General features: G+C 52.9%; 10 protein-coding genes and 2 riboswitches. Of the genes, 7 read left to right on the top strand and 3 right to left on the bottom strand.

Features of this window, described 5'->3' with window-relative positions:
• Window positions 1-14 precede the first annotated feature (14 nt).
• From IEX40_RS15395 to IEX40_RS15380, 4 genes are all read left to right on the top strand, one after another.
• Window positions 15-251 (top strand): putative signal transducing protein, encoded by a 237-nt coding sequence (locus IEX40_RS15395; protein WP_188749860.1) that lies wholly within the window; start codon window positions 15-17, stop codon window positions 249-251.
• Window positions 241-1032, top strand: coding sequence for an SDR family oxidoreductase (locus IEX40_RS15390; RefSeq protein ID WP_188749859.1), 792 nt, complete (start codon window positions 241-243; stop codon window positions 1030-1032). Before IEX40_RS15395 ends, IEX40_RS15390 begins: the two co-directional genes overlap by 11 nt.
• Before the next feature lie 242 nt (window positions 1033-1274).
• A complete protein-coding gene (locus IEX40_RS15385; protein ID WP_188749857.1) occupies window positions 1275-1481 on the top strand; it encodes a cold-shock protein in 207 nt (68 codons plus the stop codon).
• A gap of 176 nt (window positions 1482-1657) precedes the next feature.
• Window positions 1658-1852, top strand: a complete 195-nt coding sequence (locus IEX40_RS15380; RefSeq protein ID WP_188749855.1) for a hypothetical protein — start codon at window positions 1658-1660, stop codon at window positions 1850-1852.
• Between the two features lie 10 nt (window positions 1853-1862).
• Here the strand turns inward: IEX40_RS15380 and IEX40_RS15375 are convergent, their stop codons facing one another.
• On the bottom strand, window positions 1863-2570 hold the full coding sequence (locus IEX40_RS15375) for a general secretion pathway protein GspB (RefSeq protein ID WP_188749853.1): 708 nt from the start codon (window positions 2568-2570) through the stop codon (window positions 1863-1865).
• Window positions 2571-2572: 2 nt separating this feature from the next.
• Entirely contained in the window at window positions 2573-4330 is a 1758-nt protein-coding gene (locus IEX40_RS15370) for an ExeA family protein (RefSeq protein WP_229680786.1), read from the bottom strand.
• A 291-nt stretch (window positions 4331-4621) separates the two neighbouring features.
• Between IEX40_RS15370 and IEX40_RS15365 the strand changes: the two genes are divergently transcribed.
• The 3 genes from IEX40_RS15365 (at window position 4622) to IEX40_RS15355 (ending at window position 10846) form a co-directional block, all read left to right on the top strand.
• Window positions 4622-6037 carry a sigma-54 dependent transcriptional regulator gene (locus IEX40_RS15365; protein ID WP_268235797.1) on the top strand — a complete coding sequence of 472 codons (1416 nt, stop codon included), beginning with the start codon at window positions 4622-4624 and terminating at the stop codon, window positions 6035-6037.
• A 1412-nt stretch (window positions 6038-7449) separates the two neighbouring features.
• Window positions 7450-9837 carry a prealbumin-like fold domain-containing protein gene (locus IEX40_RS15360; RefSeq protein WP_188749849.1) on the top strand — a complete coding sequence of 796 codons (2388 nt, stop codon included), beginning with the start codon at window positions 7450-7452 and terminating at the stop codon, window positions 9835-9837.
• Between the two features lie 157 nt (window positions 9838-9994).
• A complete protein-coding gene (locus tag IEX40_RS15355; RefSeq protein ID WP_188749848.1) occupies window positions 9995-10846 on the top strand; it encodes a DsbA family protein in 852 nt (283 codons plus the stop codon).
• 55 nt (window positions 10847-10901) lie between these two features.
• On the opposite strand, the gene IEX40_RS15350 is transcribed toward IEX40_RS15355, so the two are convergent.
• Entirely contained in the window at window positions 10902-13826 is a 2925-nt protein-coding gene (locus tag IEX40_RS15350; RefSeq protein WP_188749846.1) for an Ig-like domain-containing protein, read from the bottom strand.
• A gap of 65 nt (window positions 13827-13891) precedes the next feature.
• A riboswitch (cyclic di-GMP riboswitch) is annotated at window positions 13892-13991 on the bottom strand.
• Window positions 13992-15111: 1120 nt separating this feature from the next.
• A riboswitch (cyclic di-GMP riboswitch) is annotated at window positions 15112-15214 on the top strand.
• The last annotated feature ends 64 nt before the right edge of the window (window positions 15215-15278 follow it).

Raw genomic sequence — 15278 nt, 5'->3', positions numbered from 1 at the left:
CCGACGAGGCCAGCATGCTGATCGTCTATCACGCACAAGATATCGCCGAAGCCCACATCGTGGCCGGGATGCTGCGCGCGCAGGGGATCGATGCTCATGTGGCAGGACACTACCTGCAGGGTGCGCTCGGCGAGGTGGGCACATTCAATCTCGCCCAGGTTCAGGTCAGTAACGAGGATTTTCTCGAAGCCCGTATTCTGGTCGAGGAGTACGAGCGCAACAGTCAAAACGAGGAGCAACATGGATCTTAATCTGAAAGACCAGGTGGTCATGGTCGCAGCAGCCAGCAAAGGGATGGGCTACGCAACCGCATTGGAGTGTGCTCGAGAAGGCGCGATCGTATCGATGGCGAGCCGCGACAAGGAGGCCATCGAGGCCGCAGCCGAGAAGATTCGCCAGGAGACCGGCGCCAAGGTCAAAGCCTACAGCTTCGACGCCAGCGATGCTCAGAGCATTGCGCGTTGGGCCGAGGATACGCTGACTGAACTAGGACCGGTGAAAGGGTTGCTGGTCAACGCCGGCGGGCCGCCCACAGGTCAGTTCGACAGCTTCGACGATGCCGACTGGCAAAGTGCGTTCGAACTGACGCTGCTCAGCTCCGTTCGCATGATCCGCGCGGTACTGCCCAGCATGCGCGCCTCCGGCGGAGGCTCGATTGTCGCCATCACTTCATCATCGGTGAAGGAGCCGATCGATATTCTGATTCTGTCCAATGTGATGCGTTCCGGCGTTACTGCGCTGGTCAAGTCACTGTCCCAGCAGTTGGGCTCCGAGAATATTCGCCTGAACACACTGATCCCCGGCAAGATCGATACCGACCGGCTGCGCGGCACTAACACCGCACAAGCGCAGAAGAAGGGGATCAGCCTGGATGAGCACAACGCGCAGATGGCCGCACAGCTGCCGATGCGGCGTTTTGGCGATGCCGAGGAGGTGGGCAAAGCCTGTGCATTCCTGCTATCCGACGCAGCCAGCTATATCACCGGCGTCTCGTTGGCAGTCGACGGCGGCCTGATCAAAACAGTCTGGTAAGGTCGCCACAGCCAGGGCCCATAAAAAATAAAAAGTATTTGTTGACTCCTGCAAGGGGCCCTGTAGACTGATCGCAGCTAGTAAGTAAGTCTCATATTTATGCAAACCATTTCGACGCCCTGCCTGTAGTAGTTCGTCCTGTATTCATAAGTACGGCACCACTTCAAAGCACCATCGCCCCATCGAAGTCTACGGACATCTCGAGAAGGCACCCTAAAAATTTTGATATTCAGGAAATGACAATGTCTACCACTACCGGCACTGTAAAATGGTTCAACGAAACTAAAGGCTTCGGCTTCATCGAGCAGGAAAACGGCCCGGACGTTTTCGCTCACTTCAGCGCTATCAGCGGTTCAGGCTTCAAGACCCTGGCCGAAGGCGATCGCGTACAGTTCACCGTGTCTCAGGGCCAGAAAGGTCCTCAGGCCGAGAACATCGTAAAGATCTAAGAGGTTCTAGCGGTCGCAAGACCCTAACCACTTACAAGGGAGTGAAGCCTAGTTTCACTCCCTTTTGTTTATCTGCCGCAGACTAAAACAGCCTTTTAGACAATTGGCCGCCTAGTAATCAAACAACAAACGTCGTACACTGGCGACAGATTAACCGGCTATCGGAGTCTCTACAGATGGATATCTCCTCTATCGACACCTTGATGAACCAGGCGATGACTCAGCAGGCGCACGCCGCGAAGATCAATTCGATGGTTAAGGATCAGATGGAAACCAACGGCGCGTTGGCGGTTGAGCTGGTCGAGAGCGCCTCCACCCGTCCAGTTGACCCTTCCAGCCCGGTCGGCCAGAACATCGATATTCACGTCTGACCCTGTGAGATCAACGCGTCGGCACTTTGAATAGTTGCTCGCGATAGCGCATCACTACCCCCTTGGGTATGATCGCTTCAATACGGAGTTCGGGTGCCACCCCCTGCCCCTCTTTCATCATTCGATCCCCCAACTTCACTAGCCTACTCTCGCGCGACTCCGCATAGATATGCACACTGAATCTGAGCTCTGGGAGTTCCCGCTGGATCTCTGCGGGCAGTTGTCGTTGATAGGGGAGATCCGCATAGGGATCAGGCTGAATCTGATCCGCTACGGGTTCCGTTCCTGGTTGCACAGGGGCTCTTATGAAATCTTTAGCCGGCCCGGCGGCTTTCGTTGAGCTCGGAGGCTCGGCATCTGCCTGCGCAACAGGCGGCGTTCGCTCCTCTGGTGCATCAAGTACCAGTCTGACACCAACCAGTTCTGATTTATCGGTATCGATTACCGTACGCTGTTCTGCTTGTTCCTGCTTGGCGGGTATCGACTGCGGCCCAACGTCCTCTGCTTCCAACGCATCTGGCAGTAGCTTAATCAGCACTACTCCGGCAACCAAGGACACCAAAACGGCGCCCCCAAGCCACCAACCGAGCGAAATCCGCTTATTCACAGCTGAACCGGCCACGATATCCGAGCCTGGTGCTTGGATCTCAACCTCTGGCGAGGTATTCGCCCCACGCTTAGCTTCAGACTCTTTCAGCGCCTGCAGGATATAGGACATGCTCAGCTCCTAGGCCCATTTAGCCTTGGCAGGTCATCTTCCGTGGTGCCGTTCAGCAAGATCAATGTACGCGGCCCTGCCACACCATCGATATCCAGTCCTTTACTGCGCTGAAAGCTACGTACCCGCTCCACCATAGTAGCATCGTAGTGTTTGCGCTGCGGCTGCGTCAGCACCTTGCCCTCGGCTCGCGCCAGATGAAGTTCGAGCCAAGCCACCGAATCACCACTGGCACCGGGCCAGAGCGGTGTACTGTAATCCGGTGGCGGGCGCCAGAGGAGTGTGAAGCGCCCCTGCCAAGCCGCGTCCAGCTGGCTACGCCGAACAATGAACTCTGCACCGTCCGAATATATCTGCGCCTCTCGTTCATTGAGCGACAACACCAGTACTTGATACCCGATCCCATCCTGTTTCAGTTCTGTTACTGCCGGCCGATCGAGTTTCTTCAGTAAAGCGGTTGAGCCATCCAGGCTCAAGCAGGCGAGTCCTTGAGACTCGGCATAATCACACACCACCGGTTGTTGCCGCGGGTCGTAATCGATCCCCCATGCCTTGAACAACCGACGATAAGCCAGCACCTCCGCGAGATCCCGATCCTCCTGAGCCTGCCACTGCCAGCTCGGTATCCTTGGCTTCTCACTCGGTGCTGCAGCATTAAGCGGTACCGACTCGGGCGCCGCCAGTACCCTTTTTTCTATCAAAGCCAGATCAGATTCAGCTACTGCCATCGGGGGGGCTACTGCTGCTGGGGTAAGCGTACTCTCCTGACCTCCCTGCTCCGCCGGTTGCTGCTGCGGTTGAGCAACGACAGGCCGATCTACCTTGCGAACCTCTACCGGTTGCGAAGTATCCGCCTGAACCGGCGAATTAAAAGCAGAGGTTACGCGCTCGAACCAAGCGCCAGCGCCATCGTTGTATATGACCGACAGTAGAAAGCCTGTACCCCATGCCAGCAAACCGGCAAGCAGCGCGGCGGTAAGTATCATACGTTTGCTGGTCCGCGCCGGCATCGGCAGCGGCACCTGATCACCCAGCACCTCCTTGGCCGCCTGCTTAAGCGTTGCGGGGCTGACCTCATTCTGCTTTTGCACATACGCACCGAGCAGCGCACGATCGCTGATCAGGTTGATAAGGCGCGGTAATCCTCCAGACAGATGATAGAGTTGCTTGAGTACCGGTTCTGAAAATATCGGTCGGTTCAGGCCAGCCACCGACAGGCGGTGTCGGATATACAATGGCAGCTCTTTCATCGACAGCGGTCCCAGGTGATAACGAGCGGTGATCCGCTGGGAGAGTTGGCGCAGCTCTTCCCGTGCCAGCAGCTCAAGCAGCTCCGGTTGCCCAAGCAGGACGATATTCAACAGTTTGTGCTCGCTGGTTTCCAGATTGGTCAACAGACGAATCTGTTCCAGCAGATCAACCGACAGCTGCTGCGCCTCATCGATCAGCAATACAGTGTTATGCCCCTCCGCATATCGACGCAGCAGCTCCCGCTGGATTCGGTCTACCAGCTCTTTCACGCTGCTACTCTTCACAGGCGGCAACTGCAGCTCATCGCAGATCGACTGCAGAAGCTCGATGACACTTTGCCTCGGATTCAGAATGACAGCTACATCGGTATGCTCTGGCAGCTGTTCAAGCAACTGACGTGCAACGGTGGTCTTACCGGTTCCCACCTCACCGGTAAGCAGGACAAAACCACCGTCGATCTTGATGCCATATAAAAGATGCGCAAGCGCCTCCTGATGCTGTTCGCTCATGAACAGGTATCGGGGGTTGGGGGCTATCGAAAACGGCGATTCACGCAAGCCAAAATAGTTACAGTACATGTTCGGCGCCAAACTCTATGTTCGATACCGTTCACTATAGACACAACTACGTATCTTTGCGGTCTCAGAACTGGGACAGCCAGCACATGAAATTTGCGCAATTTAAGCCAATCCTGCGTGTAAACTTATCCTGTCGACTAAATAGAACGTTAACTATACTTTCCACCAGTCAGTGGAAATTAACTTTTTAAATAACACTGTCACTATATTGGGCATCAAGCCGTGGATACCATTAGAGTCAGAGAAAATCCCAGAACACCGGGGATAAGGGACGCTATCCTTATAGATCTGTCTCCTGACACAGATAATATAAACGAACTGGACGCAATACCGGGTTGGGTGTTACATCAGGAAACCAGCTTCGAGCAGGCTGAAAAAGCGTTGCTGGAGAGAAGCTTTTATGTGGGTATCGCACACTTTGACTGGTCGGACCCGTTACTCCGGTCTCAGTTGATCAGCTTCTTCCAACAGCACAACCAGATTGCCTGGATAGCGATCATACAACCTGAACAGTTACGCGATATCGAGCTGCGACGGGTTCTATTCGAGAACTTCTACGACTACTTCTCGCTACCGCTCAACGACAACATCGACAACCTGGCAACCGTTTTAGGCCACGCCTACGGCATTTTCCACCTTCAGAACCTGGAAAGTGACTCGGTTGGCATGGATGACGAGTTCCAGATGGTTGGTACCAGCCGCGAGATGCTGGATATCTTCGACCAGATCCGCAAGGTGGCCAAAACAGATGCTGCCGTTCTAATCACTGGCGAGAGCGGTACTGGCAAGGAGTTGATCGCCCGTGCCATTCATCAGCGTTCAAAGCGCAGCCCCTACCCCTTCGTTGCCGTCAATTGTGGCGCCCTGCCAGACAGTCTGATCCACTCCGAACTGTTCGGTTACGAGAAAGGCGCGTTTACAGGCGCGGCACAACGGCGGCTGGGCAGGATCGAAGCCGCCGCTCAGGGCTCGCTGTTTCTCGACGAGATCGGTGACCTGGACCTGAACCTCCAGGCCCATATGCTGCGATTCCTGCAGGAGGGCACCATTGAACGGCTGGGTAACAACACCCCGATGTACATTGATGTTCGCGTCATCGCGGCCACCAATATCGACCTCGAAAAAGCGGTCGAGCAAGGGCGTTTCCGTGAAGATCTGTTCTATCGTCTCAGCGTGCTCAATATAGACCTGCCGCCGCTCAGGGATAGGGGTGAGGACAAGGAACTGCTGGCAAGATTCTTCTTCAAGAAGTTCGCCAGTGACCATAACGGTCAGCTCCGCGGATTTACCGATGACGCAATCGAGGCGATCAACAGCTACGCCTGGCCAGGCAACGTGCGCGAGCTCATCAACCGGGTCCGTCGCGGTATGATCATGAGCGACAACCGCTTGATCACTGCACAAGACCTGAAGCTCTCGGATGACCTGGTCAGTCAGGAACCCTTGCGTACGCTGGACGAAGCGCGCTCTGTCGCCGAAAAGCAGGCGATATCTCAGACTCTGAATCGCTACGATCACAATGTCTCACGTGCCGCGAAGGCCCTTGGCGTCTCACGTGTGACACTCTACCGGATGATGGAGAAACACCATCTGGATGGCCGTAATCAGTCATCCTCGTACGGTACCCACCACGGCTGACGGCTAGCGGCCTGTTTATGGCTGTTCACCCGTCATTACATTTTTGACTTTTCGGGCGGTGCATGCCCCTGCACTATTTTGCCTTAAGTCTTTGAATTACGGTAGCTACCTCACGTATGGCCCGTATGCTGCATTCTTCTCGCAGTAAATGGAGCACAGCCGTATGATCCGACCGAACAGGCGTGTTCTTCTCAAACGCCGCGTGACTACTAAGGAATCCGATACAGGACGTGAGAACCTTGAGCCAAACGAGTCTGTTGCCGAGATTGCGACAGCTCCCGCTCCGGAGGCCGGTATACATGCGCTCACCGGCAGCCTCCCACCGAAATCCTGGAAGCGTTACAAACCGAGCTTCCCTACCATCGAAGCGATACATGCCCGCTCCCCCATTGTCCTATGGGATGAGTTGGACGGCTCTCATAATAATACGATGTGAATTATCCGGCTATTCTATTAAGTATCGGGGTGTAATAATTTGCTTACACCTGATCTATAGAAAAACATTAGTTGTAACAAAAAATAAACAAAACAGAAAAATTTAACAGTAAAAACGTTTCATAAAATTAACAGCATGAATATTTAATGCGCTCTTTGTAACATTAAAGAATCAGTATCACCTCTATTAAATGGATTCCCTAACGAATCGCTTTATAACTGCACAAGTTGGTTTTATAGATCCGCTTAACACCTAACAGAGATAACCAAAGCCCAGTACTAGACATCTCCTCTGCCCGCAGCCAACTCTGTATCGGGTTTGTATCAAGCACAAGGTCACGCTGATTGGATGGTTCAGGATCATTACAGGTACCGGTGTTAAGTTCCCCGGCCCTTCAATCTGACCAGCTAGCCTCCTGCGTGGTTGCACCCTGCTAACGGCGTGAGGTGCGGGCAAGATGGCATTTCCGATGAGCGTGTAAAAACTCTGTTACTGAACACGAACAAACCCAATTAATAAAAACGTAATATTTTTCAATAGGTTAGGTACATTCCACTTTATATCTGTAAGCCTTGATTTACGAGTCTCGCTTCACCGTCTGAAAACGATCTCAAAAACCACATAACAATCAACCAGTTACAGCGATGGTCCAGCTCTTGCTTCTATTGAGACTAGCAAGTTTCGGAGCGGGTTCATTCATGCCCGAAGCTGAAGGGGAGCGCCGGGGTGCAGTAACAATCATCAGCATTTCTTGCGTTCTCTCGAAGGTGGTTTCTGCTCTGGTCGCGACAAGAGGTGTGGAAGTACCTCTGGCTACACCAGCGCACAAGAGCAAAGAGGATCTGTCGAAGCTACCGGTTACAGGGAGAGCCAAATAACCACTTAGGGACTGCGCACAGTCGATAACGACCAGTGCGGGACCGTTCCGAGCATGGCGGCTAGCGATTGAAAACCGTCGTGATCATGGAGGTGGAAAATGAAAATTGTTACGTCTCGATTTAAGAGGCCGTTCTTTAGAGAGATGGCCTTTTTGACGCGAAGTGTATCGCTGGTGTGTTTGCTGGCACTCTCTTCAACCGCCGCGTTGGCAACAGGTCCGGTAGGTACAGCCTCTGGGTTTGAGGATGACGATGGGGATCTCGCTGTAGGTGCTCTCTTCGACTGGAATGGCTTTGCCTCCGGCGCCGACCCCGATTGGACGCCGCCGCCAGCAGCTCCCTATCGCGAAGCCGAGTCGGTAATGCAAGGCTGGGACTTTAAGGGGATAGAGGACGCCCAGGTGACGACCTCCGACACCGCCTTTGCCGGCGGCGTCAAGCAGGACGATAACTGTCCCAAGCTGAAAGACGGTAAGGCACCGAACAAGGATGACCTCAAGCGTATCTATCTCTCCACCAAGAATGTTGGTGGCAGTACCTATCTGAACCTGGCCTGGGTCCGAATTCCACAGAACTCCACGTCGGCATCGGCGCATGTGGGGTTCGAATTCAACCAAGGGGAGGTTGGCTGCGCCAATTCGGATCTTGTGAATCGGGTAGTGGGTGACGTGTTGTTCGTCTACGACTTCGAGGGCGGCAATATACCTCCTACGATCACCATGCGTCGGTGGATAGACGCAGACTTTGCAACCGATGATGATCAGAACGGCAACAACACGGGAACAGCATTCTTTACGGATGCGGCAAGCCCGTGTGATATCGATTCCGACTCCCCGCCATGCTGGGGTGATGCCAGAGACCTGACGAGCTTAGGTTTCGCCGAGGCCGAGGTAAACCGAGGAATTGCGGGTACGATACCAGACGACATTGCTCCGGATGGGACAGATAACCTCGCTGACAGCGAGTTCGGCGAGGCCGGTATTGATCTTACTGGCGCTGGCGTATTCCCAGAAGGACAGTGCACAAGCTTTGGTACGGTCTTCGGTGTCAGCCGTAGTTCCGGTAGCTCGGGTACGGCACAGATGAAGGACCTGGTTGGCCCTGGAGATTTCACTTTATCCAATTGCGCCACCGTCACGATCCGCAAGCAAACCGACCCGGATGGCGACACAACAACCGACTTTACCTTCTCGACCAGCATCGAAAGAGACAATGGTCAGTCGGTCGCCAATTTCAATCTCAAGGATGACGGGGTTAATGTTATTACGCTTGTTGACCCTGGTACCTATGCCGTAACCGAGTCTGATCCATCCCCGGGATATCGGCTTACCGATATTACCTGTACCGGACTGACCCTCGATGATGATGATCTAGGTGGGGACGACGATGTCGATGAATCGACAAGAACGGTCAACTTCACTATCGCGGCGGGCGAGAGTCTGGACTGCACCTTCTACAACGCCAAGAACCCGATCATCAAATACGAGAAGATCACCGTCGGTGGTGATGGCCAAACCGGGTTCGACTTCGTTGGTACCAACGGTGTCGGTAATGATACTCTGACACCAACAGGCGATGGTGATGCTAACAAGGATGTATCCGCTAACTACACCGTAAGTGACGTTACCACTGACGTGACCATCAATGAAACCTTGCCTGGTGGCTGGGAGTTCACCTCGGCGATCTGTCAAACAGCCACCTCTGGTCAGCTGGCAACAGTGAACGAGGCGACAGAAACGGCCACCATCTCAGCAGCCAATCTGGCGGCGAATTCGGGTAAAACCATTACCTGTACCTTCACCAATACCAAGTTGGGTGACGTCACAGTTACCAAGGCGGTGGTCAACAATTGTGCCGTCGATTCTGGAAGCTTTACCCTTGAGATCAGGGAAACTAACGCGGGTGGCTCGCTTTTGAAAACAGCAACCGGTGGCGATGGCACCACGACAACCAAAAGCGATCTCTCAGCCGGAACTTACTGGACAGGAGAACTCGCCAACTCTGCCTATACGGCGACTGCCAGTGGTGCTTGTGGCTCCGTTCCATTGGCAGCCGGTGGGTCGAACAGCTGTACCATCACCAACGTCCGTAAACCAACCGTCACGATCATCAAGAAAGTGGCTGATGGATCAACGTGGGATCTGCTGGTCGATGACGGCGGCGACGGGTTTGATGAGGAGGCACTGGCTAAGGCTAATGGTGGATCTATTGGCCCCATAACCATCTCCACAATTGAATCTGGAAGTGGAATCAACACAGTGTATGGACCCGTTGTATTGGCCGAGGAGGCGGCGGATGGGGCTGACAAGGCTTTGGATGGACTTGGAGACTACAACGCCTACTGGCGTTGTAACAATAGCCTAGGTAGCACAAACTCGTTTGATGATACCGATAGCATCACGATCGATCAGTTGCAACCGGGTGAAAATATAACCTGTACCGTGACCAACATCCCTACTGCTGGAGCGGCATGTATTACACCATAACAGCTTAGGGGAATCTAATCCTAAACCAGGAGTGAGCGGCGGCCGAACAGGCCGCCGCTTTTCTGTGACTTCCACGCAAATCTAGTCAAAATAACATCAAAGACTACTCTTAGGTTAGCAGGCTTTGACTGACTGAAACGAAGCAAGGGGGCTCACGATGGACAGCAGATGTAGCTTAAAAGGGTTACGTAAGGCCGGCAGTTTTTTCGGTGTAGTGCTATCACTGTGTTTAAGCCTACCGGCCGTGGTTAAGGCCGATACCGATAGCGAGTTAGCAACGCTCAAGACGGAAGTGGAAAGGCTTCACGATGAACAGCAGGCTATGAAGCAGGAACTACTTGAGATCAAACAGCTGTTAAGTGGCTCCGCATCCGAGGAGCCTAAGGACAGGGTTGCGAAGACACCTCCCGAGACCCCGCCTCTTCCCATGCAAATGAGCACCGCCAACTCCCCTTATCTGGGTGATCCTGAGGCACCGGTAGTCCTGTTTGAGTTTACCGACTACCACTGCCCCTTCTGCCGTCGGCATTTCGAGCAAACCTATCCGAGGCTGGTAAAGGAGTATGTTGAGAGCGGAAAGCTCAAGATCATATTGAAGGAGTTCCCGATCCAGAAGCTGCATCCGCTGGCCGCAAGGGCTGCAATGGCGGCCCAGTGTGCGGGTGGTCAAGATAAGTATTGGCCCATGCATGACCTTCTGTTTCAGAACCAAAGACGTACCAGAATGGAAGATTATGAAAGCTTTGCCGCATCGCTGGACCTCGATACGGTGCGCTTCATGGAATGCATGGAACGAAACGCCTATGCCGATCAGATACGAGCCGATTTCGATCTGGGCGTAACGGCGGGGGTCAGGGGAACACCTTTCTTCTTTATCGGCCCGAAGAACTCAGCCAACCTCGAGCAGGTAAGGGTGGAACGATATCTGTTCGGAGCACAACCCTTTGATGTGTTCAAACAGTCTATAGAGGCGTATTTGGATACGGAACACAGCCAGGCGGCGAACTGAAAGCAGAAAGGGGTGCCATCCTGACGCCCCTGCTCACTTATTTTGATTTGTTCGCTTATTTGCTGGGTCCCTTACCGTTACCGCCCCCTTTACCACCGCCCCCGGTTGTGTCGGTAGCGCCGCTGCTCACCAAGATGGTTACAGTTGTGCTGGAGATCAGGCTGCCATCGCTGATGGCATAGGTAAAGCTGTCACCATCCCTGAAGTTCTTGGCCGGATAATAGGTCAGCGTCCCGTCATCGTTGAGTGCGACACTCCCCTTACTACCCTGCGTTGCCGAGATCAGTTGCAACGTATCGCCATCGGCATCGCTGTCGTTGGCAAGTACCGCGATCGTTACCGGGCTCTGTTTATCGGTTGCTGCACTATCGGGCTGCGCTACCGGCGCGCTATTGGTGACCGGCGCTGCTGCAACATCGACATTGACCGTAGCACTGGCACTGCCACCCTGGCCATCGGAGATCGAGTAGCTGAACGTCACGGTGCCACTAAAACCCTTAGCCGGTGTATAGGTGATCGTACCGTTGGCATTGATCAGCGCGCTGCCGTTGAGATTGTTCACCTGCGTTACAGTCAGAGCGTCACCATCAGGATCCGAATCGTTGCCCAATACATTGATGATAACCGCCTGTTCGTAGTCGGTGCTGGCCGTGTCATTCTGAGCGACAGGCGCGCTATTGGTGACCGGTGCTGCTGCAACATCGACGCTGACCGTAGCGCTGGCGCTGCCGCCCTGGCCATCGGAGATCGAGTAGTTGAACGTCTCGGTTCCACTAAAACCTTTTGCGGGTGTAAAGCTGATCGTACCATCTGAATTTATCAGTGCGCTGCCGTTGAGATTACTCACCAGGGTCACTGCCAAGGCGTCACCGTCAGGATCCGAATCGTTGTTCAGCACGTCGATGATAACCGCCTTTTCGTAGTCGGTACTGGCGCTGTCGTTCTGGGCGACAGGCGCGCTGTTGACTACCGGGGTGTCTACAACGTAGGTCATTGAATCGGTCACCTGGTTGCTACCGCCGGAAACAGTGACCGGAATATCATAAAAACCATCGGCTGCAGTCGCCGACGAGGTTACATACAGGCTGCTGCTGGCGGTCTCACCCGGCGCCAGTGAGGCAGTCTGACTACCGTAGCTCTGCGTCCAGCCTGAGGGTACGGTGCTGCTCAGTTGGTAGGTCGTCGCCGGGCATGCCTGGCTATCGTTATTGACGATATTGACGACAAACTCCACCTGGGTTCCAGCTGGTACCCATTCACTGGTTTTAGGCGTCAGGCTAAGCGTCGGTGCTGCAGGTACACATTCCATCGGCGCGGTGGTGATGGAAACGTTGATCTGATCGCCATTAACCCAATTCGTTGCGATTTCGACCCCCGAGTTGGCATCGTAGAATCGCTCTCCCACTTCCAGTGCCGAGTCATTAAAGTCGAAATTGATATTCGCGTCGGACCCAGGCGTCATATCCAGCAACCGGCTGCTATTGTAATCTGAGAGGTTTCCGCGGTTGATAACCACTCCGTTCATGACGTTTGCAGCATCTACCGGGTAGCGGCTGGTAGATGTCGTAATAAAGCTATCGAACCCAATGGGCTGGCGGAACTCGATGTAATACCAGGTCTGTTCTCCGGTGCTGGCATCAGTACCTTGCAGCACCTTAAGCGCTTTAGTCGTGCTGCTGTCGAGGCTGTAGGGCTCAAGCGTGTAGGTACCGCCACTGCTGACAGTGGTTAACCCTTGATCCAGCCACCCTAGTCGCTCCTTTTGAAAGGCGTTGAAATGGCCGGTGTTGGGCGACCCCATGATGTCGAGTCTGTTACCGTACGCGACGCCAGTACAGGATCCTGCTCCCTCGATAACATCACTTCCGCACTCCAAGCCACCCGAGTGGCCCAGACCCAGATTGTGTCCCAGTTCGTGTCCGGCAACATAGGGTGTTACATAACCGTTCAGCCAGGCGCGTGAATAGGTGCCGCTTCCAATGGTGCCGAGACCGGCCCAGCCACAAGCATTTTTCGGAAAAGCGTACACAATACGCTGATATGCAGAGGTGTCGATACCCGCCGCACTGGCTGCTGAAGCAGCCGCTGAATCGAGACCATAATAGTCGCAAACGGTGCTGCTTATCGGCAGCGTCAACCATCCGGTAACATCTCCGGTCAACCAGGTACGATTGCTGGAGTTTTCAAGATAGAAATCGTTAACGGTGCCAAACACGACATCCCGTACCTGCTCTGTGGTCCAGGGCTGAGTTGTGTTGTCCTCAAAGTTGACCAGCATGACCAGAACTTTCTGTTCACCGAAGGTGTAACGTCCGGCTGGTGGAGGGCTAGTGGTGGTGGACTCCTGCGTACAGCACTCGGCAGTCACGATTGACTCTGCCTTCGCCACCATAACACCATCAGAATCTGTCGCGTCCTCAGTCGGCAGCAACACACCATCTACTGAGAGAGACTCACCGCTCTGCAAGCTACCTTCCGAAAGGCTGGAACTCAGCTCAAAGCGCTCACCAAACGGTGTTTTAACAAAGCGGCGTAATTTATGTGACCCATCTGCGTAATCCTCGTAGAACACGTCGGACTCACCGGTTATCTCAACCTGTTGCTCCAACAAGCTAACAACCTCTTGCGGCATCCCAAGTTGCCTCTTATCGGGAATGGCGGCACGAAGCACCTCTTCAGGATGAGTCATGGCTAAATCGACAAGGGCGGCTCTGCGCTCTTGTGCGGCATGAATCAGATTTTCCAGTGCACGCGACTTCTCGGCACCCTTGGCGTTGGCCCACTGCTTCTGCAGCGCCACCAACGCCTGGGTCAGGTCGGTTGCCTGCTGACGTGCCTGGGCAGCATCCACAGCCTGGGCCGGCGCTGTATGTGTATGCCCGTGAGTAGCAGAAACAGCCGAAAGAGCTGTCAAAGATAGAGATGTAGCTAGACCCAATGCGGCCAGCAAGCGGCCGTATGGAGACACAGAAAGGCGCATCGAGGCTCTCCTGAATATCTATCAAAAGATCCTCTGGCGGCCTGCCCGTATTGAGGTAACTCTCCTTTGGCGGTCCGGCGATCCCCCCTACCGTAAAAGCTGCTTTACAGAGGGGGACCCGTAACTTTGCGTCGCCCGGTTACCCGGGCTTTGCCTTTATCCGGAGAGGATCTTTCCTGGTTAAGAGTGTTTAGGGTGCAGGGGCCCCTAAGGCATTTACCTGCATCCGGTAGTACATAACAGATGTTGTCCTTAACCGTTTGCCTTACAGACTCCCTGGCGATACGTCTCCTGAACCGTCCTGTATCACTATCCTTACGATCCCGTCACTGCCATTTGATAAAGTGTAGAATTTGCGCGCTTCATCTACGTAGGCAGTTACAGATTCGTATCAATTTGTGGTTCGGAATAGTGCATTCCAGCGAATCTGTAAACTACTGCATGCACGAGGTGTAAATATTTATACCGATCAGGCGTAAACAATTCAATAAAAATGGACAATTTATTTAAGATCAGGATAAAGTGTTTACTATTCAATACAGTCAATGGTCAACAATATGTAAACTGTTAAGTAAATTTAACAAACAAGATATATAGAAAACATATAGACTGTTACATAAATGGTACAAATTTGAATTTTATGCAAAAGGAAATTATGGGAGTCCCGCAAGATGGCGCCTTAATGCCTCCACACTCAAAGGCCCCTACTCCATCCGATTCCTGGTTCGAGTTCTGCCGGTAGCAAAATCAAGGGAACTAGCGCCCATCGGGGCCCTTGATAGACAGCAAGTAATTAAAAATCATTAGGTTATGAAAAAATATAATAATAAACCAGATGAAACATATAAAATATGAAGTGTTGCATATGCTTAACATAATCTTATAAAAGATGTAGTCAAACACAAACAAAACCAATAATCCCCCTTAAAAACCGACTTTTTTGTTTCATTAGATTAACAGTTAAGCTGGATTATATAGCCTACTGTTAATTCAATGATGCATAAATATCATTAAGTTGACACATCGGCCAATTCATCCAGTCACCCAAGGCTCTTAACCTTACACCTCATCCTTGCTAACATTCGCCTCACATTTGAGTTGTTAATGGAAACGAACAAAACGCCAAATATACGGTCACATCTGTATTCCATAATTATAACAACTTAACTTTTAAGACTTCACTGTGTCAGAAGATTGAAGCTTCGCCACTCGCTCAGTGTTGTGAGAATCAGAAGACTGCCTATGTAAATGACATAGATACAACTGACTAACTTGTGTCGATCCTCTACCGAAATGGCTAAACCCGAGTAATCGGGCGTCGCAAAGTTACGGGTCCTCTCTGTTTTGTAACCATATGTTTACATAGAGAGGATCGCCGGACTGCCGAAGTAGAGACACTACGGTTCGCCGCTAGAGGATCTTTGCTGAATTTTATGTATCAGGAGAGACCTA

The sequence above is a fragment of the Marinobacterium zhoushanense genome (assembly GCF_014641945.1).
Taxonomy (GTDB): domain Bacteria; phylum Pseudomonadota; class Gammaproteobacteria; order Pseudomonadales; family Balneatricaceae; genus Marinobacterium_D; species Marinobacterium_D zhoushanense.
This window is presented reverse-complemented; position numbering and strand designations above follow the sequence as displayed.

Coding starts and splice junctions, on each gene's coding strand:
- IEX40_RS15355 (WP_188749848.1), top strand. CDS start 9,995: ATGGACAGCAGATGTAGCTTAAAAGGGTTACGTAAGGCCGGCAGTTTT.
- IEX40_RS15385 (WP_188749857.1), top strand. CDS start 1,275: ATGTCTACCACTACCGGCACTGTAAAATGGTTCAACGAAACTAAAGGC.
- IEX40_RS15360 (WP_188749849.1), top strand. CDS start 7,450: ATGAAAATTGTTACGTCTCGATTTAAGAGGCCGTTCTTTAGAGAGATG.
- IEX40_RS15375 (WP_188749853.1), bottom strand. CDS start 2,570: ATGTCCTATATCCTGCAGGCGCTGAAAGAGTCTGAAGCTAAGCGTGGG.
- IEX40_RS15370 (WP_229680786.1), bottom strand. CDS start 4,330: ATGAGCGAACAGCATCAGGAGGCGCTTGCGCATCTTTTATATGGCATC.
- IEX40_RS15395 (WP_188749860.1), top strand. CDS start 15: ATGCTGATCGTCTATCACGCACAAGATATCGCCGAAGCCCACATCGTG.
- IEX40_RS15390 (WP_188749859.1), top strand. CDS start 241: ATGGATCTTAATCTGAAAGACCAGGTGGTCATGGTCGCAGCAGCCAGC.
- IEX40_RS15350 (WP_188749846.1), bottom strand. CDS start 13,826: ATGCGCCTTTCTGTGTCTCCATACGGCCGCTTGCTGGCCGCATTGGGT.
- IEX40_RS15380 (WP_188749855.1), top strand. CDS start 1,658: ATGGATATCTCCTCTATCGACACCTTGATGAACCAGGCGATGACTCAG.